Here is a 20426-nt window from a genome sequence, read left to right as displayed (position 1 = left end):
GCGCCGTCGCTACGACAGCAAGGAATCGCCGCCGACACGCGGCGCGCGTTTGGCGATCTCGCCGATCAGCGTGCGCGCGAGCAGCTTCTTGTCCGCGCGCGGCAGACGCGTCTTGCCCGACGCCTCGAACAGCACGACTTCGTTGTCGTCGCGGCCAAACGTCAGCGGGCCGAGGTTGCCGATCAGAAGCGGCACGTTCTTGCGCACGCGCTTGTCTTCGCCGTGCACGTCGAGATCGCCGCTTTCCGCCGCGAAGCCGACGCAGTACGGCGGATTCGGCAACTTCGCGACGGAGGCGAGGATGTCCGGATTCTCGACGAAATTGAACGAAGGCAGCGGCTGGCCGGCCGTCTTCTTGATCTTGTGTTCGCTCACGTGATCGACGCGCCAGTCCGCGACGGCGGCCACCGCGATGAAAATATCGGTGTCGGGTGTCGCGTGCATGACGGCGTCGTACATTTGCCGCGCGGTCTGTACGTCCTCGCGATAGACGCCCCACGGCGTCTCCAGCGCGACGGGCCCCGCGATCAGATGCACGTCGCCGCCGGCTTGAGCGGCCGCGCGCGCGAGCGAGAAGCCCATCTTCCCCGACGACCGGTTCGTGATCCCGCGCACCGGATCGAGCGGTTCGAACGTCGGGCCAGCGGTAATCAGCACGCGCCGTCCGCGCAGGATCTTCGGCTGGAAGAACGCGCAGATCGCCTCAAAAGTGGCCGACGGCTCCAGCATCCGCCCGTCGCCGACTTCGCCGCATGCCTGAGCGCCGGAATCCGGCCCGAGCACCTCGACGCCGTCGCCGCGCAGTTGCGCGACGTTGCGCTGCGTCGCCGAGTTCTGCCACATCTGGCGGTTCATCGCGGGCACGACGAGCAGCGGACAATCGCGCGCGATGCACAGCGTCGAGAGCAGATCGTCGCACCTGCCGTGCGCGAGCTTGGCGAGGAAATCGGTGGAAGCGGGCGCGATCACGATCGCATCCGCCTCACGCGAGAGATCGATGTGCGGCATGTTATTTGCTATGCGCGCGTCCCACTGCGACGTGTAGACGGGGCGCCCGGAAAGCGCCTGCATCGTCACGGGCGTGATGAACTGCGTAGCCGCGTCGGTCATCACGATCTGGACGGTCGCGCCCGCCTTGGTGAGCAGGCGCGTCAGCTCGGCGATCTTGTAGCAGGCGATGCCGCCCGTCAGGCCGAGTACGAGGTGTTTTCCTGCGAGTTCTGCCGTGTCCAACTTGCCTCCGCTTGTTCGTTTCCCCGCGAGCGCGGCGTGCCTTATTTGCGCCTTGGCAACCGCGTTATTTCGATCCGCGCACGCGCCGCAATTCGTCGAACACGAGTAGCGCGGCGCCGACGAAGATCGCGCTGTCGGCGAGATTGAACGCCGGCCAGTGCCACGTATTGACGTGAAAATCGAGGAAGTCGATCACGTGACCGTACGCGAGCCGGTCGATCACGTTGCCGATCGCGCCGCCCATGATGAGCGCGAGCGCCGTGCAGAACATGCGCTGCGCGGCGTGCTTCTTGAGCAAATAAATGATCACGATTGCCGCAGCGACGCCGAGCGCCGTGAACGCCCAGCGCTGCCAGCCGCCGGCCGCCGCGAGGAAACTGAACGCGGCGCCTCGGTTATAGACGAGCAGCAGGTTGAAGAACGGCGTGAGCGCGTGCGGCTCGCCGTAGGCGAACACGCGCGCGACGGCGATCTTCGTCAACTGATCGAAGAGAATGACTATCGCTGCGATGCCGAGCCACGGCGCGAGGGAACCACTGCTTTGTTTCACCATCGTTCTTGCCATTATGCTGCGCCCCGCGTTTCGCCGGAGCCGAAGAGGTTGGAGAAGCAGCGCCCGCACAGGCCCGGATGCTCGGCGTTCGCGCCGACGTCCGCGACGTAGTGCCAGCAGCGCTCGCACTTCAGATATTTCGATGCCGCGACTTCGACGCTTTCGTCCACTTCGCTCTCGACCTTCACGAGCGCCGCCGCCGATGTGATCAGCACGAACTTCAGGTCCGCGCCGAGGCTCGCCAGCGCGTCGTAGCGCGCGCCGCTCGCGCGCACTTCGACTTCAGCCTGCAGCGACGAACCGATAGCGTTCGCCGTGCGCGCTTCTTCCAGCGCTTTCGTCACGTCGCCGCGCGCGGAGCGCACGAGCGTCCACTTGTCGAGCAAATCGCCCGCGTTCGGCACCTTCGGATACGCGTGATAGACCTCGGTGAAGATCGTATCCTGACCGGGCTTCAGCACCTTGTACGCCTCTTCCGCCGTGAACGACAGATACGGCGCGATCAGCCGCAGCAGGCCGTGCGCGATGTGATACAGCGCGGTCTGCGCGGCGCGGCGTTCGCGCGAATCGGGCTTCGTCGTGTAGAGACGGTCCTTCAGCACGTCGAGATAGAAGCCGCCCAGGTCTTCCGAGCAGAACGTGGCGAGCTTCGAGACGACCGGATGGAACTCGTACTTCTCGTAATGCGCGAGGACGTCGTCCTGCAGGTTCTGCGCGAGCGCGATTGCGTAGCGGTCGAGTTCGAGCCAGTCTTCGACCGGCAGCGCGTCCTTCTCGAAATCGAAGTCCGACAGGTTCGCTAGCAAAAAGCGCAGCGTATTGCGGATACGCCGATACGTCTCCGTCACGCGCTTCAGGATTTCCTCGGAGATCGCGAGCTCGCCGGAATAATCGGTCGATGCGATCCACAAGCGGATGATTTCCGCGCCTAGCCGGTTCGATACCTCATGCGGATCGACGCCGTTGCCGAGCGACTTCGACATCTTGCGGCCTTCGCCATCGACGGTGAAGCCGTGCGTCAGGAGCGCGTTGTAGGGCGGGCGGCCGTCGAGCATCGACGCGGTCAAAAGCGATGAATGGAACCAGCCGCGATGCTGGTCCGAGCCTTCCAGATAGAGATCAGCCGGGAATTGCAGCGAATCCTTGTGCGAGCCGCGCAGCACGTGCCAGTGCGTCGTGCCGGAGTCGAACCAGACGTCGAGCGTGTCGCGGTTCTTCTCGTACATGTTGGCGTCTTCACCGATCAGATCGCTCGGATCGAGCGTCTGCCATGCCTCGATACCGCTCACTTCAACGCGCTTCGCCACTTCTTCCAGCAATTCCAGCGTGCGCGGATGCAGGTCGCCCGTTTCCTTGTGCACGAAGAACGCCATCGGCACGCCCCACTGGCGCTGGCGGGAGAGCGTCCAGTCGGGACGGTTCGCGATCATGCTGTACAGGCGCTGCTTGCCCCACGACGGATAGAACGCTGTCGCCTCGATGCCTTCCAGCGCGGTCTCGCGCAGGGTCTTTGCGGAGTCGTTCGGCTTCACGTCCATGCCGGCGAACCACTGCGACGTCGCGCGGTAGATGATCGGCGTCTTGTGGCGCCAGCAGTGCATGTAGCTGTGCGTGTATTTCTCCGACTTCAACAGCGACTTCGCGCCTTCGAGCGCCTCGACGATCTGCGGATTCGCCTTCCAGATCGACAGCCCGCCGAAGAGCGGCAGCGATTCGACGTAGCGGCCATCGCCCATCACGGGGTTGATGATGTCGGAGTCGGCCAAGCCGTGCTCCTTGCACGACACGAAGTCCTCGACGCCATACGCCGGCGACGAATGCACGATGCCCGTGCCGGTTTCGGTCGTCACGTACTCGCCGAGGTAGACGGGCGCCGTGCGCTTATAGCCCGGATGGGCGGAGGCGAGCGGATGGTGGAAACGCAGGTTCGCGAGCTTGTCGCCCTTGGCGGTCGCGACGGTCGTGCCGGTGAGGCCGTAGTTCTTCAGGCACTCTTCGACGCGCTCTTCGGCGAGGATCAGCAGGCCGCGCGGTGTATCGACGAGGCTGTAGACGATCTCCGGATTGACGTTCAACGCCTGGTTCGCGGGAATGGTCCACGGCGTCGTCGTCCAGATGACGATACCGCCCTCCGCCTTCGGCAGCTCGACGAGGCCGAAGGCCTGCGCGGTCTTCTCCGGCTCGGCGAAGGCGAACATCACGTCGATGGTCGGATCGGTCTTGTCCTTGTATTCGACTTCGGCTTCAGCCAATGCCGAGCCGCAGTCGAAACACCAGTTCACCGGTTTCAGGCCGCGGAACACATAGCCCTTCTCCAGAATCTTCCCGAGCGCGCGGATTTCACCGGCTTCGTTCGTGAAGTTCATCGTCTTGTACGGGTTGTCCCAGTCGCCGAGCACGCCGAGGCGCCGGAAGCCGGCCTTTTGCTTCTCGATCTGCTCGGTGGCATAGGCGCGCGCCTTCTGCATCACTTCGGCGGCCGGCAGCGACTTGCCGAACTGCTTTTCGATCTGGATTTCGATCGGCATGCCGTGGCAGTCCCAGCCCGGCACGTAGACGGCGTCGAAGCCCGCGAGGTTGCGCGCCTTGACGATCATGTCCTTCAGGATCTTGTTGACCGCGTGGCCGAGGTGGATGTCGCCGTTCGCATAGGGCGGGCCGTCGTGCAGGATGAACTTCTCGCGGCCCTGGCTCGCGGCGCGGATCTTCTCGTAGATCTTCTTGTCCTGCCATTCCCTGACCCACGCGGGCTCGCGCTTGGGCAGGTCGCCGCGCATCGGGAACGGCGTGTCGAGCAGGTTGACCGGGTATTTCGACTGCGGCTTCGCGTCAGGCTTTGAAGAGGCTTTCTTGTCGCTCATGGATGACTCAGTGTGAATGCTGTGAGGCGGCGCCTCGCGTTCTATCGGCGAGGCGCGCCGTGGATCGGCAGACGAGGCAGCGGGCGGCGCGCAAGGACGAAGCGCCGCGCGCTCACCTAATTCGATCGGTCGCCGAGGTGGCGAAGCCGCTGGCGCTGTTGTGAGTGCGGCCGCTTTCGGAATCGATCCGCACGCCGCCCGCCGCGAAGTAGTCGCGCGCCTGGGCGACGTCGCGCGCGATCGCGGCCGTCAGCGTTTCGAGGTCGATGTACTTTTCCTCGTCACGCAGTTTCTTCAGGAATTCGACGCGCACGAGCTTGCCGTAGGCGTCGCCGTGCCAGTCGAGCACGAAGACTTCGAGCAGCACGCGGCCCGAATCGTCGACGGTCGGGCGCAACCCCAGGCTCGCGACCGCAGGCAGCGGTTCCGGCCCGAGCCCGTGCACGCGCACGACGAAGATGCCCGCGAGCGCCGGCCGCTTGTGGGCGATCGGCAGGTTGAGCGTGGGGAAGCCGAGATCGCGGCCGAGCTTCGCGCCATGCACGACGTGCCCGCTGATCACGTACGGCCGCCCCAGCGCGACGCGGGCGGCGTCGAGATCGCCTGCCACGAGCGATGCCCGCACCGACGACGACGAAATGCGCGCGCCGTTCGGATGCGCGACGGTCGCCATCTGCTCGACTTCGAAGCCGTATTTCTCGCCCGCGGCCTTCAGCGACCCGAAATCGCCCGCGCGCCTGGCGCCGTAGCGGAAATCGTCGCCGATCATGACCCAGCGCGCGTGCAGCCCGTTCACGATGATGTTCTCGACGAACGTATCCGGCGACTGACCCGCGAACGTGTGATTGAAATGCTCGACCACCACGCGATCGACACCGTTCGTGCGCAGCGCTTCCAGCTTGTCGCGCAACATGGCGATGCGCGGCGGCGCGCCAGCCGGATTGAAGAATTCGCGGGGATGCGGCTCGAAGGTCATCACGCAGACCGGCAGGCCGCGCGCGTCGGCGGCGGCCCGCACGTGCGCGAGCAGCGCCTGGTGGCCGCGGTGGACACCGTCGAAGTTGCCGATGGTCAGTGCGCAGGGCGCCCGGCTCTCGGCATTGGGTAAGCCGCGAAAGACTCTCACGATAGCGGATGGTCGGTGGTTGGGTGCTGCTTAGGACACGAGCTTCGGCTGATCCAGCAAAGCGTTCGATTATAAACGCTCACACGGATGCACGGCGCCCGCCCGCCGTTTTGGCACGGTTTTCGCACCGTCGAATGATAAAATCCGCGGATGAAAAAAATCGTCATTCTGATTTCCGGACGCGGCTCCAACATGGAGGCTGTCGTCCGCGCGTGCAAGCGCGAAGGCTGGCCGGCCGAGGTCCGCGCCGTCGTATCGAACCGGCCGGATGCCGCCGGGCTCGGCTTTGCCGCGGCGAACGGCATCGCGACCGCCGTGGTCGATCATCGTGATTTCGCCGAGCGCGCCGCATTCGACGCCGCGCTCGCCGCCGCCATCGACGCCCACGCGCCCGATCTCGTCGTGCTCGCGGGCTTCATGCGCGTGCTGACCGATGATTTCGTTCACCATTACACCGGGCGCATGCTGAACGTGCATCCGTCGCTTTTGCCGTGCTTTCCGGGCCTGAAGACGCATCAGCAGGCGCTCGACGCCGGCGTGCGCGTCCACGGCGCGAGCGTGCATTTCGTCACACCGACGCTCGATCACGGCCCGATCGTAGCGCAAGGCGCGGTGCCGGTGATCGCCGGCGACGATGCCGCCGCGCTCGCCACGCGCGTTCTGGCCGTCGAACACATCATTTACCCACGCGCGGTGCGCTGGTTCGTCGAAGGGCGTCTCGCCATCGACGGCGAGCGCGTCGTGCTCACGCCACCGGAGCCGCAATGGCTCTTTGCCGACATTGCCGGGGAGGGCGTATGAGGCTGCACGGATTTCTGATTGGACAAACTGAAACATTGCTCGCCGATGTGCTGCGCTTTTCCGGCCCCGCCGACGCTGCCACCAGCCGTTTTTTCCGTGCGCATCCGAAGCTCGGACACAACGAGCGAGGCGTCATCGCGGAGGCGGTATTCGCGGTTCTGCGCCGGAAGATGGAGTTTTCGCATCTCGCCGAGAGCGGCAGCGGCAATCAGGCGCGGCGTCTCGCGCTGCTCGGGCTGATGCAGACGGCGGGATTGTCGGCGGTGAAGCCGTTCGTTTCCGCCGACGAATACCAGTGGCTCTCGCAGGTTTCGAAGATCGATCCAGCGAGCCTGCCGGTACGCGTGCGCACGAACCTGCCGCAGTGGATCTACGACGCGATGGCCAAGCGCTTCGACGCCGAGGAACTCGCGAAGCTCGCCGCCGCGCTGAACTACCCGGCGCCGCTCGATTTGCGCGCGAATCCGATCAAGGCGACGCGCGACGCGGTCATCAAGGCGCTGGCCGAAGCCGGCATCGAAGCGGGTGAAATGCCGTTCGCGCCTTACGGCGTGCGGGTCGACGGGAAACCGGCGCTTGCGAAGCTGCCCGCGTTCCAGGACGGCTGGATCGAAGTGCAGGACGAAGGCAGCCAGCTTTTGTGCTCGCTGATGGCGCCCAAGCGCGGCGAGATGATCGTCGATTTTTGCGCGGGCGCGGGCGGCAAGACGCTTGCGCTCGGCGCGATGATGCGCTCCACGGGCCGTCTCTACGCGTTCGACGTCTCCGACCGGCGTCTCGCGAAACTCAAGCCGCGTCTGGCTCGGAGCGGCTTGTCGAACGTGAATCCGGTGTTGATCGACAGCGAACACGACGCCAAGATCAAGCGGCTCGCGGGCAAGATCGACCGCGTGCTCGTCGATGCGCCGTGCTCCGGCCTTGGCACGCTGCGCCGTAATCCGGACCTGAAGTGGCGCCAGTCACCGGATTCGGTGGCGGAACTGACGCCGAAGCAGCTCGCGATTCTTTCGAGCGCTGCGCGGCTGGTGAAGGTCGGCGGGCGACTCGTGTACGCGACCTGCTCGATGCTGGAAGCGGAAAACGAGGGCGTCGTGACGCAGTTCCTCGCGACGCATCCAAATTTCAAGCTCGTCCCGGCGCGCGAGGTGCTGGCCGAACAGCGCATTGATCTCGATACCGGCGATTATTTGACGCTCTGGCCCCACAAGCACGGTACCGACGGCTTCTTCGCCGCTGTGCTCGAACGCGTGCCTGGGGCAGCGAAGGCGTCGCCTGAGCCCGAAGCGCCTGAAGAAGACACGTCGACGTCGACGGAGTGAACGGGGGCGCCGCCGGCATGCAGGATCGCTACTTTTCCCACATGCTCGGCGGGCTTGTCCGTGATTTTGGCGAGCCTGCGGTGATCTGGCAGGCGCTCGTGCTGCTCGGCCTGCTTGCCGTCGCGTGGTGGCTTGCACGCGTCCTGCGACGGCGGCTCGAAGAGCGCCGCCAGTCGCGCTTCGAAGCGCTGCGTTTCGGCGCCGAAAGTCTCAACAAGGCGCTTTTTCCGTTGCTCGGCACGGTGTTCGTGTCGATCGCGCAGTTTGTGATGTCGCGGTTCATGCACACCGCGCTCTTGCAACTCGCGCTCGTGCCGCTCCTTGGCATCACCGTCATCTACACGATGTTCTACGTCGCGCGCCGCGTGTTCAGCCGCGGCGGCGAGGCGCACGCGCTCCTCTTCCTGTTCGAAAAAGTGGTGACGACGCTCGTCTGGGTCGCGATGCTCCTGACGGTGATGGGCATCCAGCAGGACGTCGTGAACTGGATGGCGAGCGTGCGTTTCAGCGTCGCGAACGCGCATTTGACGTTGCTGTCGCTCGCGACGGGCGTGCTGTGGGTGTGCATTACGCTGATCGTGGCGATGTGGGCGGGTGCGTCGCTCGAAGATCGCCTGATGCGCTCGCGCTCGCTCGACGCCAATGTCAAGATCGTGCTCGCGCGCCTCGGCCGGGCGCTGATGATCCTGGCGGCGATTTTGATCAGCCTGTCGATCGTCGGTATCGACGTCACCGTGCTCGGCGTGTTCGGTGGCGCGCTGGGTGTGGGGCTCGGCTTCGGTTTGCAGAAGATCGCGAGCAACTACGTGTCGGGTTTCATCATTCTGCTCGACCGCTCGCTGCGTCTCGGGGACATGATCAACGTCGCGAATTTTCAGGGCACGGTCACGCAGATCCGCACGCGCTATACCGTGGTGCGCGGGCTCGACGGCATCGAGACGCTGATTCCGAACGAAAAACTCATCACCGATGTTGTGCAGAACCATTCGTCGTACCTGACGCGCGGCAACGCGAAGCTCGCTGTGCAGGTGAGTTATCGCTCCGATCTGGAACGCGCGCTCACGCAGCTTGCCGAGGCCACGAAAGGCGTTGAACGCGTACTGCAGGACCCGGCGCCCGCCGCGCTGCTCGCCAGTTTCGGCGCCGACGGCGTCAATCTGGAATTGAGCTTCTGGATCGAGGATGCAGCGAAAGGTACGGGCGGTGTCAAGTCGCAGGTAAACCGGAACATCTGGCGGCTATTTTGCGAGTACGGCATTGAAATTCCGTTCGCGCAACGCGAGATAAGAATTATCGACGGAGCGACGAATTCGGTAATTCCGCCCGCATCGTCAGCGCCGTCCGACACATCGAATCGGCAATCGCCGGACCAATCTCAATAATCTGTCCAACCTTACGGATAACCCGCGAATCTGAAGGCGTCAGATCTTCTTATATTTGCCCCGTATCAAAAAATTCTCCCTTTGGCACAAAGACTTGGAACGCTTGAAGTAGAATGCAATCGAACTCGTGCGCATACCTTTCATGCGCCCAACACGGGTCGAGTGTACTTTTCGACCGGCCATTTTTTCCGCCTCAACAGGAAATTGCCTTGCTGAACTCCTCGCTTGAATTTCTCGCCAACGGATTGCTCGACTTTTCCTGGTGGCAGATCTTGCTGTTCACACTCGTGATGACCCACATCACGATCATTGGTGTCACGGTCTATCTGCATCGCTGCCAGGCGCACCGCGCCCTGGAGCTGCATCCGATCGCCAGTCACTTCTTCCGCTTCTGGTTGTGGATGACCACGGGCATGCTGACCGGCCAGTGGGCCGCGATCCATCGCAAGCACCACGCGAAGTGCGAAACCGAAGAAGACCCGCATAGCCCGCAGACGCGCGGCATCTGGAAGGTGCTGCTCGAAGGCGCGGAACTCTATCGTTCGGAAGCGAAGAACGAAGAAACGATGCGCAAGTTCAGCCACGGCACGCCGAACGACTGGATCGAACGCAACATCTACACGCGTTATCCGATCCTCGGCATCAGCATCATGATGGTCATCGACGTCGCGCTGTTCGGCATCGTCGGGCTGTCGGTGTGGGCCGTGCAGATGATCTGGATTCCGTTCTGGGCCGCAGGTGTCGTGAACGGTCTCGCGCACTGGTGGGGTTATCGCAATTTCAATTCGTCGGATGCAAGCACGAACATCTTCCCGCTCGGCATCATCATCGGCGGTGAAGAACTGCACAACAATCATCACACGTTCGCGACGTCGGCGAAGCTGTCGAACAAGTGGTACGAGTTCGATATCGGCTGGATGTACATCCGCATCATGTCGGCGTTCAAGCTGGCGAAGGTGAAGAAACTCGCACCGATGCCGCGTCTCTCGGCCAGCAAGCCGGTGCTCGACGAAGACACGCTTCAGGCCGTGCTCGCGAACCGCTACGAAGTGATGGCGCGGTACGCGAAGGCGGTGAAGCTGGCGTATCGCCAGGAACTGTCGAAGCTGAAGGAAGCCGGTGCGCGTGAGAAGTACCAACTGATGCACGGCGCGCGCAAGTGGTTTCACAAGGACGAAGACGGTTTGAACGAGCCGCAGCGCCAGCAGTTGCCGCAAATCTTCTCCGACAACCAGAAGTTGCGCACCTATATCGAACTGCGCAAGGATCTGTCGGCGATGTGGGACCGTTCCAACGCATCGCGCGAACAACTGCTCGCGCAATTGCAGGATTGGTGTCACCGCGCGGAGCAGAGCGGCATCAAGTCGCTGCAGGAATTCGCGTTGCGCCTGCGTCGCTACGCCTGACCGAGCGGATAGATATCCGTTAAAATTTGATGACGTCACAAGACCCCGCTCTGGCGGGGTTTTTGTTTTTGGGCGGCGGATTTGCTGCGGGAACGGCAGGAGACAGAGGACAGCATGGAAGCGAGCATCAAGAGCGTCGAATACGATCGGCCGCATGGCTTGACGTGCGGAGTGGGCGAAGCGTGGGCACGAGTGCCGGATGCGCCATCGGCGGAGCGCAAGCGCGAACTGAAGGCGCGGATTCGCGATTTGCTCAAACGCGAGAAGGCGGTGCTCGTCGCGCACTATTATGTCGATGCCGAATTGCAGGAACTCGCCGACGAAACCGGCGGCTGCGTGGCCGATTCGTTGGAAATGGCGCGCTTCGGGCGCGATCACGAAGCGCGGACGCTGGTCGTCGCGGGCGTGCGTTTCATGGGCGAGACCGCGAAAATCCTCAGCCCCGAAAAGCGCGTGCTGATGCCGGATCTCGACGCCACCTGTTCGCTCGACCTCGGCTGTCCCGCCGACGAATTCTCCGCGTTTTGCGACGCGCATCCCGATCGCACGGTAGTCGTGTACGCGAACACCAGTGCGGCCGTGAAGGCGCGCGCGGACTGGATGGTGACGTCATCGATCGGGCTCGAGATCGTTGCCGATCTCCATGCGCGCGGCGAAAAAATCTTGTGGGCGCCCGATCGGCATCTGGGCGGCTATATTCAGAAGAAAACTGGCGCCGACATGCTGCTGTGGCAGGGCTCGTGTCTCGTCCACGACGAATTCAAGGGCATCGAACTCGACCTGCTGCGCGCCGAGTATCCGGACGCGAAGATCCTCGTTCATCCGGAATCGCCGGAAGCGGTGGTGGCGCTCGCGGACGTGGTCGGTTCGACGACGCAGTTGATCGACGCCGCCGTGCGTCTCGACGCGCAGCGTTTCATCGTCGCGACCGACCTCGGGATTTTGCACAAGATGCGGCTCGCGGCGCCGGGCAAGACGTTCATCGAAGCGCCGACTGCCGGCAACAGCGCGAGCTGCAAGAGCTGCGCGCATTGTCCGTGGATGGCGATGAACGGCCTGGAGAATCTGGCCGAAGTGCTGGAGCGCGGCCACAACGAGATTTTCGTCGACCCGGCGATCAGCGCGCGCGCGCGGCTGCCGATCGACCGGATGCTCGATTTCGCCGCGCGTCACAAGAAGCGCGTGCAGGCGAGCGGTGATCTGGCGAAGGACGGCGCGCTGTTCTCGAACGTGGGAGCGGCATGATGGGTGTGGCTTCGAACGATTTCGTGTCGCCGCTCTTCGCGGAGATCCGTGCGCAATACGGCGACGCTTTCGATGCGGCGCTGGCCCGCAATGTCGCGGACGCGCTCGCCGAAGACATCGGTAGCGGCGACCAGACCGGCCGCCTCGTTCCCGCCGACGCCGATCGCACGGCGCGCATCACGGTGCGCGACGAAGCGGTGCTGTGCGGCGTGCCGTGGTTCAACGAGGTGATGCGACGCGTCGATCCATCGATCGACGTGCAGTGGCAGTATCGCGAAGGCGACCGGATGGCGGCAAACTCGCCCGTCGTGCTGCTGCGCGGCCCGGCGCGCGCACTCTTGACGGCCGAGCGCAACGGCCTGAACTTCCTGCAATTGCTCTCGGGCGTCGCGACCGCGACGCGCCGCTTCGTCGATGCAATCGAAGGCACGCGAGCGCGCATTCTCGATACGCGCAAGACGCTGCCGGGGCTGCGGCTCGCGCAGAAGTACGCGGTGCGCGTGGGCGGTGGGGCAAACCAGCGGCTCGCGCTCTACGATGGCATCCTGATCAAGGAAAACCACATCGCGGCGGCGGGCGGCGTCGGCGCGGCGATGGACGCGGCGCTCGCGCTGAACGCGGGCGTGCCGATTCAGATCGAAGTGGAAACGCTTGAGCAACTGGAGTCGGCGCTCGCGCATCGTGCGGAATCGATCCTGCTCGACAATTTCGATTTCGACGCGATGCGCGCCGCCGTGAAGATCACGGGCGGAAGGGCGGTGCTGGAAGTGTCCGGCGGCGTCAATTTCGAGACGGTCCGGACGATCGCGGAAACGGGCGTCGACCGGATCTCGATCGGTGCGCTCACGAAAGACGTGCGCGCCACCGACTACTCGATGCGCCTGATCTAAACCTTGCGCCGCCGGGATACCGGCGGCGTGAGCACCGTCGCGAGCGCCTTCGGCAGCGTGTCGGGCCAGTCGCGGCTAAAGTGCAGCCCGCGGCTTTCGCGCCGCGAACACGCGCTTTCCACGATCAGCGACGCCACGTCGACCAGATTGCGCAGTTCCAGCAGATCGCGGCTCACCTTGAAATTCGCGTAGTACTCGTGGATCTCCTCGCGCAGCATCGCGATCCGGTGTTGCGCGCGGGCGAGGCGCTTGTCAGTCCGCACGATGCCGACGTAATTCCACATCAGCCGCCGCAGTTCGTCCCAGTTGTGCGCGACGACGACTTCTTCGTCCGGATCGGAGACGCGGCTTTCGTCCCAATCGGGCAAGGGCGCGTGGCCGGCCGCCGAAAAACCCTGCGCTTCGATCGCGTGCGCCGCCGCCCGGCCGACCACCAGACATTCGAGCAGCGAATTGCTCGCCAGCCGGTTCGCGCCGTGCAGCCCGGTGCACGACGTCTCGCCGACCGCATACAGACCGACGCGGTCCGTCCGCCCCGCGAGATCCGTCACGATGCCGCCGCACGTATAGTGCGCCGCCGGCACGACCGGAATCGGCTGCTTCGCGATATCGATGCCAAACTCGCGGCAACGCGCGAGGATCGTCGGGAAGTGCTCTTCGAGAAACGCGCGCGGCTGATGGCTGATATCGAGATAGACGCAATCGATGCCGCGTTTCTTGATCTCGAAGTCGATCGCCCTCGCGACGATATCGCGCGGCGCCAGTTCGGCCCGCTCGTCGTGGGCAGGCATGAAGCGCGTACCGTCGGGCAGACGCAGGATGCCGCCTTCGCCACGCACCGCCTCGGAGATCAGGAAAGATTTGGCGTACGGGTGAAAGAGGCAGGTCGGGTGAAACTGGATGAACTCCATGTTCGACACGCGGCAGCCAGCGCGCCACGCCATCGCGATGCCGTCGCCGGTCGCGGTGTCGGGATTTGTCGTGTAGAGGTAGACCTTGCCCGCGCCGCCCGTGGCGAGCACGGTGTGCGGCGCTTCGATCGTCACCGTGCGGCCGTTCGCGAGATCGAGCGCGTAAAGGCCGTGACAGCGATGCCCGGGCAGGCCGAGCCGCTCGGACGTAATCAGGTCGATCGCGTAGTGATCTTCCAGCACGGTGATGTTCGGATGATTGCGCACGCGTTCGTTGAGCGTGCTCACGACGGCGTGTCCGGTGGCGTCGGCCGCGTGGATGATCCGGCGATGGCTGTGACCGCCTTCGCGCGTCAGGTGAAAGCCGAGTTCGGCGGACACGTCCTTCGTAAACGGCACGCCTTCCTCGATCAGCCACTCGATCGCCGTGCGCCCGTTCTCGACGATGAATCGCGTGGCCGCTTCGTCGCAGAGTCCGCCGCCGGCGACGAGCGTGTCGTCGACGTGGTTGTCGATGCTGTCGGCGGAATCGAGCACGGCCGCGATGCCGCCTTGCGCCCAGTCGCTCGCGCCGTCGCTGACGGTGCGCTTCGCGATGATCGCGACGCGGCGCGTGCGCGCGAGATTCAGTGCCACGCTCAGGCCCGCCAGGCCGCTGCCTACGATTGCTACGTCGAAATTCATGCTGCCGCTTCTCCGTCGATAGTCCATGTGCCGTCTTCGAGCGCCGAATATGTCGATCGTGTGACACGCGCCGAAGATATAGCCAGCAAGGATACCGGGCAATGACGAAGACCGACAGTCGGCCGAGTGCTCATCCGGCGCGCAAAAACAAAAAGCCCCGCGAATGCGGGGCTTTTTGTTGTCTTGTCAGGCTCTGAAACCAGATTACTTGATCTTGGTTTCTTTATACTCGACGTGCTTGCGGACGACGGGATCGAACTTCTTGATCGCCATCTTTTCCGGCATGTTGCGCTTGTTCTTTGTCGTGGTATAGAAGTGACCCGTACCTGCGGTCGATTCCAGCTTGATCTTGTCGCGTGCGCCCTTGGCCATTTCCGTGCTCCTTAGACTTCGCCGCGTGCGCGCAGGTCTGCGAGCACGGAGTCGATACCGTTTTTGTCGATCAGGCGCAGACCGGCGTTCGACACGCGCAGACGGACCCAGCGGTTTTCGCTTTCAACGAAGAAACGACGGTTCTGCAGGTTCGGCAGGAAACGACGCTTGGTGCGGTTGTTCGCGTGGGAAACGTTGTTGCCGCTCATCGGCGCCTTCCCAGTTACTTGGCATACGCGTGCCATGAGAGCACTCCTAATACGCTGAAATTCTGAGTTCGAACGCCTTGTGGACCCCGGTTTGAGACTTAACCGCTGAGAACCACACTAACATTCCGCGCTCGGAACAGGTTGGTTGAAAGAAGCAAACCGCGATTCTAGCAGCAAAAAGTCTGCAATATCAAGCCTTTTTGGTTTCGTTCCCATTGTAGCGAAGCGGGATATGAGACAGAAACCGCGCGTGCACGGTTCAGAGCCAACCGTTCCGGGCGAAGGAGAAGATTTCGTTCGATGCCACTACCATATGGTCGAGCAGCCGCACATCGATCAGCGTGAGCGCGTCTTGCAGCGTGCGCGTGAGATACCGGTCACTGGCGCTCGGCGCGACCCCACCCGACGGATGATTATGCGCGACGACCAGCCCCACCGCATTCAGCGACAGCGCCCGTCGCACGATCTCCCGCGGATACACCGCGACGCGTGTGATCGAACCGCGCGCCGATTCCTCAACGTGCAGCAACTTATGCCTCGCGTCGAGATAGAGGCTGACGAACACCTCATAGGGCCGCGTGCCTATCAGCAACTTCAAATAATCCTCGACGGCGCCTGGTGTATCAAGCAAAGCGCGGTCGCGTGCTTTTTCGGCGAGTGCCCGCCGGCACAGTTCAGACACCGCGAGCAACTGCGCCGCCCGCGCCGGTCCAATGCCGCGCAGCGCGCACAACTGCTTGGCGGACGCGTCAAGGACGCTGCGCAGGCTGCCGAAATGCGCCAGCAGTTCGCGCGCGAGATCGACCGCAGTCCAGCCGGGGATGCCCGACTGCAGGAAGAGCGCGAACAATTCGGCATCGGAAAGAGAAGTGGCGCCCGTTTCGAGCAACCGTTCACGCGGCCGCTCGCTCTCCGCCCAATCGCGGATAGGCAATACGCGCGCCGGGCCACCACCCGCGACCAGCCGGAGATTTGCGTTCATGCCTGCCCCCGTTGTCGCGCCCCGCCGGCGACCCACCCCCCGCTCTCTATATAGTACGGGCGCATACTCGCGACGAACCGACGCGCGGCGTCCCCTTGCAACTGTGTTTTACAATAGAGGTTTGGCGCGCTGCTTCGCCCGGTCTTCGCGGCGTCTTCCGCGCGCGTCCTGTCTCCGACTGACCGGCTACGTCCAATACACATGAGCATCATCGATATCTCCGAGGTGAAACCCGGTTCGCACGTCACACTTCATTACCGGCTCGCACTTGCCGATGGTGCTGACATCGTCAATACCTTCACCGACAAGCCCGCAACGCTCCTGCTGGGCGCCGGTCAACTGGCGCCGCCGCTCGAAGAGATTCTGCTCGGGCTCAAGGTCGGCCACCATTCGACCTTTCAGCTAACGCCCGAGCAGGCGTTCGGTCCCCGTAATCCGGAGCTGATCCAGCGCGTGTCGCTCGCGACGCTGCGCGAAAACAGCATGATCGGTGAGGATTTTTCTCCGGGCGATCTCGTCGAATTCAACGCGCCCGGCGGCGGCCGCTATGCGGGCGTGCTGAAGGAAGTCGGCGAAACGTCGGCGCTGTTCGACTTCAACCACCCGCTCGCCGGCCAGGCGCTGGCGTTCGAAGTGAAAATCATCGGAATTCTGTAGCCATGAGCCTTGCTGACACCCTCACCGATGTCGAAATACTGCTCGCGCAGCCGCGCGGCTTCTGCGCGGGCGTCGATCGCGCGATCGAGATCGTCGAGCGCGCCATCAAACTGTTCGGCGCGCCCATCTACGTGCGTCACGAAATCGTGCACAACGCCTATGTCGTCGAGGACCTGCGCAAGAAGGGCGCGATTTTCATCGAGGATCTCGCCGACGTTCCGGCCGGCAGCACGCTGATCTTCAGCGCGCACGGCGTCTCGAAGGCGGTGCGCGGCGAGGCCGAAACGCGCGGCCTGCGCGTGTTCGACGCCACCTGTCCGCTCGTGACCAAGGTTCACATGGAAGTCGCGAAGATGCGCCAGGAAGGCTTCGACATCGTGATGATCGGGCACAAGGGGCATCCGGAAGTCGAAGGCACGATGGGGCAGGCGGGCGAAGGCATGCACCTCGTCGAGGATATCGACGACGTCATGGCGCTCGCGTTGCCGAACCCCGAGCGCATCGCGTACGTGACGCAGACGACGCTGTCGGTGGACGACGCATCGGCCATCATCGATGCGCTCAAGACGAAATACCCGCTCGTGAAAGAGCCGAAGAAGCAGGACATCTGCTACGCGACGCAGAATCGCCAGGACGCGGTGAAGTTTCTCGCACCGCAGTGCGACGTGGTGATCGTGGTCGGCAGCCCGAACAGTTCGAATTCGAGCCGTCTGCGCGAAGTGGCCGAGAAGCGCGGCATCCCCGCCTATATGGTCGATTCGCCGACGCAGATCGACCCGAAGTGGGTCGAAGGCAAGAAGCGGATCGGCGTGACGGCGGGTGCGTCGGCGCCCGAGGTGCTGGCGCAGGCGGTCATCGCGCGGCTGCGTGAACTCGGCGTGCGCAATGTGCGGCCGCTCGACGGCATCGAGGAGACGATTTCGTTTCCCTTGCCACGCGGATTGGCTCTGCCGCAGTGATACGGTGAAATTAGAAGCGTCCTTCGGGGCGCTTTTTTGCGCACATCCAGTATCTTGTATGCGTCAAAAATAACGTACTTTGTTTGAAAGAACTTTAAATCCAAAAAATAATCGCACTCAAATGGTGCGCGCTTTGCAGCGACGGCAATGCAGGGATTTCCCTTACCAATCACGACCGACGCGAACCTTACAAACCTGGGCCGGCGAGACACTTACATTTTTGGTGCAACTGCTGCACAAACCTAGATCGCAACCTGGTTGCGCCTGAGCGCGAAAATCGGTCAAAAATAACGGTTGCAATGCAGGAAAACCCCTGTCACATAACAATATTGCCCGTCTCATAATTAGCGTTACAATGCGCGCGTTCCAGGCCGGAAGGGCCTGAAACATCAGCTTTCCAAGGCGCAGGAGACCTACTTAATGCGAGTCAAGTTTGCTTACGCCGTGACCATCGCGGCTGCGGTTGCGATGAGCACCGCATGCAGCAAGAAAAGCGATGGCGAGGCGAGCACAGGGGCATCGGCCGCGAGTTCCGCGTCGGCGCCCGCCGCCGCTGCACCGCCACCGCCGGCGAGCGAAGCGGCGACGGTCGTGAAGATCGGCCATGTCGCGCCGCTGACCGGCTTGCAGGCGCATCTCGGCAAGGACAACGAGAACGGCGCCCGCCTCGCGCTCGAGGAAATCAGCGCGCAGGGCCTCACGATCGACGGGCATCCGATCAAGCTCGTACTCGACGCCCAGGACGACGCCGCCGATCCGCGCACCGGCACGGAAGCCGCGCAGCGCCTGATCGACGACAAGGTGGTCGCCGTCATCGGTCATATGAATTCGGGTGTGTCGATCCCGGCAGCGAAGATCTACAGCGACGCCAACGTGGCGCAGATCTCGCCCTCGACCACCAACCCGCAGTACACGAAGCAGGGTTTCAAGACGACGTTCCGCGTCGTCGCAACGGATGCGCTGCAGGGGCCGGTGCTCGCCGACTACGCCGCGAAGACGCTGCACGCGAAGAAAGTCGTGATCGTCGACGATACCTCCGCCTACGGCCGCGGCCTGGCTGACGAATTTTCGAAGACGGCGCAAACGAGCGGCATCAAGGTGCTCTCGCGCGAGGCGACCAGCGAAAAGACGCGCGACTACAAGGCGATCCTGACAAAAATAAAACGATCCCAGCCCGACGTCGTGATGTACGGCGGGATGGATGTGACCGGCGGCCCCTTCATCAAGGAAGCGGCGGCGGCTGGCATCAAGGCAAAGATTCTTGCCGGTGACGGGGTGTGCACCGACAAGGTCGCGGCGCTCGCGGGTGATGCCGTGCAAAACCTCGTCTGTTCGGAAGCGGGTCTCGCGCTTTCGAAGATGGACAAGGGAGCGGACTTCTCCCAGAAATACGAAGCCCGCTTTCACACGCCGGTGCAGATTTACGCGCCGTTCACGTATGACGCAATGTACGTGATCGTCGACGCAATGAAACGCGCCAATTCCATCGACGCGCCCAAGGTGCTCGCTGCGATCGCGTCGACCGATTTTAACGGTCTGACGGGACATATCGCATTCGACGACAAAGGCGATTTGAAGGGAGGCACGATCACGCTTTATGACTTCAAGGATGGCAAGAAAAACGTCCTGGATGTCGTGAAGCAGTGATGGCAGGGCGTTTGCAGCCTGACGGCGCCAGCTACCCGGTGGCGCCGTTTCCGTATCCGTCCGACAGGTGTCCGCAGCCAGATCCGGCAGCGGGCGCGGGTCGGGACGATTGACCCTTACCGGTTTTTTCACACGTACGCGCGGTGCCGTTCTCGATTTCGCTTCACACCGGTTTATCGGCCGGTGATAAAGCGGTATCTGGTCGCACGGGCTAAGGAGCTTTAAATGGATATTTTCATCCAGCAGATCTTGAACGGTCTGGTGCTTGGCAGCGTCTACGCCATCATCGCACTGGGTTATACGATGGTGTACGGCATTCTGGGCATCATCAACTTCGCGCACGGCGACGTGCTGATGGTCGGCGCAATGGTGGCGCTGTCCGCCATCGGCGTCATGACGAATCACTTTCCCGGCTTGCCCGGGCCGATCATGCTGGTCATCGCGCTGGCGGTTGCTGCCGTGGTCTGCGCGCTCGTCGGCTACACGATCGAACGCGTGGCTTACCGGCCGCTCCGCAAGGCACCGCGTCTCGCCCCGCTGATCACCGCGATCGGCGTGTCGATTCTCCTCCAGACGCTCGCGATGATGATCTGGGGCCGCAATCCGCTGCCGTTCCCGCAGCTCCTCCCGACCGATCCGATCAACGTGATCACCGCAACCGCCGATCGTCCGGGCGCCGTGATCTCGATGACCGAAATCGTGATCATCGTCGTGGCGTTCCTCGTGATGGGCGGGCTCCTGCTGCTCGTGCACAAGACGCGCCTCGGCCGCGCGATGCGCGCGATCGCTGAAAACCCCGGCGTCGCTTCGCTGATGGGCGTGAACCCGAACTTCGTGATTTCCGCGACCTTCATGATCGGCTCGGCGCTCGCGGCACTCGCCGGCGTCATGATCGCCTCCGAATACGGCAACGCGCACTTCTACATGGGCTTTATCCCTGGTTTGAAGGCATTCACGGCGGCGGTGCTGGGCGGGATCGGCAACTTGGGCGGCGCAATGGTCGGCGGCGTGCTGCTCGGCCTCATCGAACAGTTGGGCGCGGGTTACATCGGCAACCTGACGGGCGGCGTCTTCGGCAGTAACTACCAGGACGTGTTCGCGTTTGTCGTGCTGATCATCGTGCTTGTGTTCCGTCCGTCCGGCTTGCTCGGCGAACGTGTGGCTGACCGCGCATAACAGGGAGCGTAAA

General features: G+C 63.3%; 18 protein-coding genes. 10 read left to right on the top strand and 8 right to left on the bottom strand.

The window, feature by feature from the left end; all coding sequences use genetic code 11:
- Nucleotides 1-9 precede the first annotated feature (9 nt).
- From coaBC to AWB65_RS00920, 4 genes are all read right to left on the bottom strand, one after another.
- Nucleotides 10-1233, bottom strand: coding sequence for a bifunctional phosphopantothenoylcysteine decarboxylase/phosphopantothenate--cysteine ligase CoaBC (coaBC, locus tag AWB65_RS00935; protein WP_087665352.1), 1224 nt, complete (start codon nucleotides 1231-1233; stop codon nucleotides 10-12).
- Between the two features lie 64 nt (nucleotides 1234-1297).
- Nucleotides 1298-1798, bottom strand: a complete 501-nt coding sequence (gene lspA, locus AWB65_RS00930; protein WP_087665351.1) for a signal peptidase II — start codon at nucleotides 1796-1798, stop codon at nucleotides 1298-1300.
- The gene (gene ileS, locus AWB65_RS00925) at nucleotides 1798-4647 is read right to left on the bottom strand and encodes an isoleucine--tRNA ligase (protein ID WP_087665350.1); all 2850 of its coding nucleotides are present in this window, start codon (nucleotides 4645-4647) and stop codon (nucleotides 1798-1800) included. Before ileS ends, lspA begins: the two co-directional genes overlap by 1 nt.
- Before the next feature lie 112 nt (nucleotides 4648-4759).
- Entirely contained in the window at nucleotides 4760-5773 is a 1014-nt protein-coding gene (locus AWB65_RS00920; protein ID WP_087665349.1) for a bifunctional riboflavin kinase/FAD synthetase, read from the bottom strand.
- 150 nt (nucleotides 5774-5923) lie between these two features.
- On the opposite strand from AWB65_RS00920, the gene purN reads away from it, so the two are divergent.
- The 6 genes from purN (at nucleotide 5924) to nadC (ending at nucleotide 12816) form a co-directional block, all read left to right on the top strand.
- Nucleotides 5924-6574, top strand: coding sequence for a phosphoribosylglycinamide formyltransferase (gene purN / locus AWB65_RS00915; RefSeq protein ID WP_087665348.1), 651 nt, complete (start codon nucleotides 5924-5926; stop codon nucleotides 6572-6574).
- Entirely contained in the window at nucleotides 6571-7893 is a 1323-nt protein-coding gene (locus AWB65_RS00910; protein WP_087665347.1) for an RsmB/NOP family class I SAM-dependent RNA methyltransferase, read from the top strand. Before purN ends, AWB65_RS00910 begins: the two co-directional genes overlap by 4 nt.
- Nucleotides 7894-7910: 17 nt before the next feature.
- Nucleotides 7911-9275, top strand: a complete 1365-nt coding sequence (locus tag AWB65_RS00905) for a mechanosensitive ion channel family protein (protein WP_087665346.1) — start codon at nucleotides 7911-7913, stop codon at nucleotides 9273-9275.
- Between the two features lie 209 nt (nucleotides 9276-9484).
- A complete protein-coding gene (locus AWB65_RS00900; protein ID WP_087665345.1) occupies nucleotides 9485-10681 on the top strand; it encodes a DesA family fatty acid desaturase in 1197 nt (398 codons plus the stop codon).
- Between the two features lie 114 nt (nucleotides 10682-10795).
- Nucleotides 10796-11926: a quinolinate synthase NadA gene (gene nadA / locus AWB65_RS00895; protein WP_087665344.1), complete on the top strand. Its 1131-nt coding sequence runs from the start codon at nucleotides 10796-10798 to the stop codon at nucleotides 11924-11926.
- Nucleotides 11923-12816, top strand: coding sequence for a carboxylating nicotinate-nucleotide diphosphorylase (gene nadC, locus AWB65_RS00890; protein WP_087665343.1), 894 nt, complete (start codon nucleotides 11923-11925; stop codon nucleotides 12814-12816). The genes nadA and nadC overlap by 4 nt, the downstream gene beginning before the upstream one ends.
- Here nadC and nadB read toward each other — a convergent pair.
- The 4 genes from nadB to radC all read right to left on the bottom strand — a co-directional run bounded on the left by nadB (nucleotide 12813) and on the right by radC (nucleotide 15974).
- Nucleotides 12813-14411: an L-aspartate oxidase gene (gene nadB, locus AWB65_RS00885; protein ID WP_087665342.1), complete on the bottom strand. Its 1599-nt coding sequence runs from the start codon at nucleotides 14409-14411 to the stop codon at nucleotides 12813-12815. The two genes, nadC and nadB, sit on opposite strands and share 4 nt — an antisense overlap.
- Nucleotides 14412-14615: 204 nt before the next feature.
- The gene (gene rpmG / locus AWB65_RS00880) at nucleotides 14616-14783 is read right to left on the bottom strand and encodes a 50S ribosomal protein L33 (protein ID WP_006478046.1); all 168 of its coding nucleotides are present in this window, start codon (nucleotides 14781-14783) and stop codon (nucleotides 14616-14618) included.
- An 11-nt stretch (nucleotides 14784-14794) separates the two neighbouring features.
- Nucleotides 14795-15028 carry a 50S ribosomal protein L28 gene (gene rpmB / locus AWB65_RS00875; protein WP_087647953.1) on the bottom strand — a complete coding sequence of 78 codons (234 nt, stop codon included), beginning with the start codon at nucleotides 15026-15028 and terminating at the stop codon, nucleotides 14795-14797.
- Nucleotides 15029-15251: 223 nt separating this feature from the next.
- Nucleotides 15252-15974, bottom strand: coding sequence for a RadC family protein (gene radC / locus AWB65_RS00870; protein WP_087665341.1), 723 nt, complete (start codon nucleotides 15972-15974; stop codon nucleotides 15252-15254).
- 201 nt (nucleotides 15975-16175) lie between these two features.
- Here radC and AWB65_RS00865 point away from each other — a divergent pair, with 201 nt between their 5' ends.
- From AWB65_RS00865 to AWB65_RS00850, 4 genes are all read left to right on the top strand, one after another.
- Nucleotides 16176-16631, top strand: coding sequence for an FKBP-type peptidyl-prolyl cis-trans isomerase (locus tag AWB65_RS00865; protein WP_062635140.1), 456 nt, complete (start codon nucleotides 16176-16178; stop codon nucleotides 16629-16631).
- A gap of 2 nt (nucleotides 16632-16633) precedes the next feature.
- Nucleotides 16634-17590 carry a 4-hydroxy-3-methylbut-2-enyl diphosphate reductase gene (ispH, locus tag AWB65_RS00860; RefSeq protein ID WP_087665340.1) on the top strand — a complete coding sequence of 319 codons (957 nt, stop codon included), beginning with the start codon at nucleotides 16634-16636 and terminating at the stop codon, nucleotides 17588-17590.
- A 420-nt stretch (nucleotides 17591-18010) separates the two neighbouring features.
- Nucleotides 18011-19237: a branched-chain amino acid ABC transporter substrate-binding protein gene (locus AWB65_RS00855; protein ID WP_087665339.1), complete on the top strand. Its 1227-nt coding sequence runs from the start codon at nucleotides 18011-18013 to the stop codon at nucleotides 19235-19237.
- Between the two features lie 225 nt (nucleotides 19238-19462).
- Nucleotides 19463-20413 carry a branched-chain amino acid ABC transporter permease gene (locus AWB65_RS00850; protein WP_087665338.1) on the top strand — a complete coding sequence of 317 codons (951 nt, stop codon included), beginning with the start codon at nucleotides 19463-19465 and terminating at the stop codon, nucleotides 20411-20413.
- Nucleotides 20414-20426 lie beyond the last annotated feature (13 nt).

Origin of the sequence: Caballeronia humi, assembly GCF_001544475.1 — a bacterium.
Classification (GTDB): domain Bacteria; phylum Pseudomonadota; class Gammaproteobacteria; order Burkholderiales; family Burkholderiaceae; genus Caballeronia; species Caballeronia humi.
This window is presented reverse-complemented; position numbering and strand designations above follow the sequence as displayed.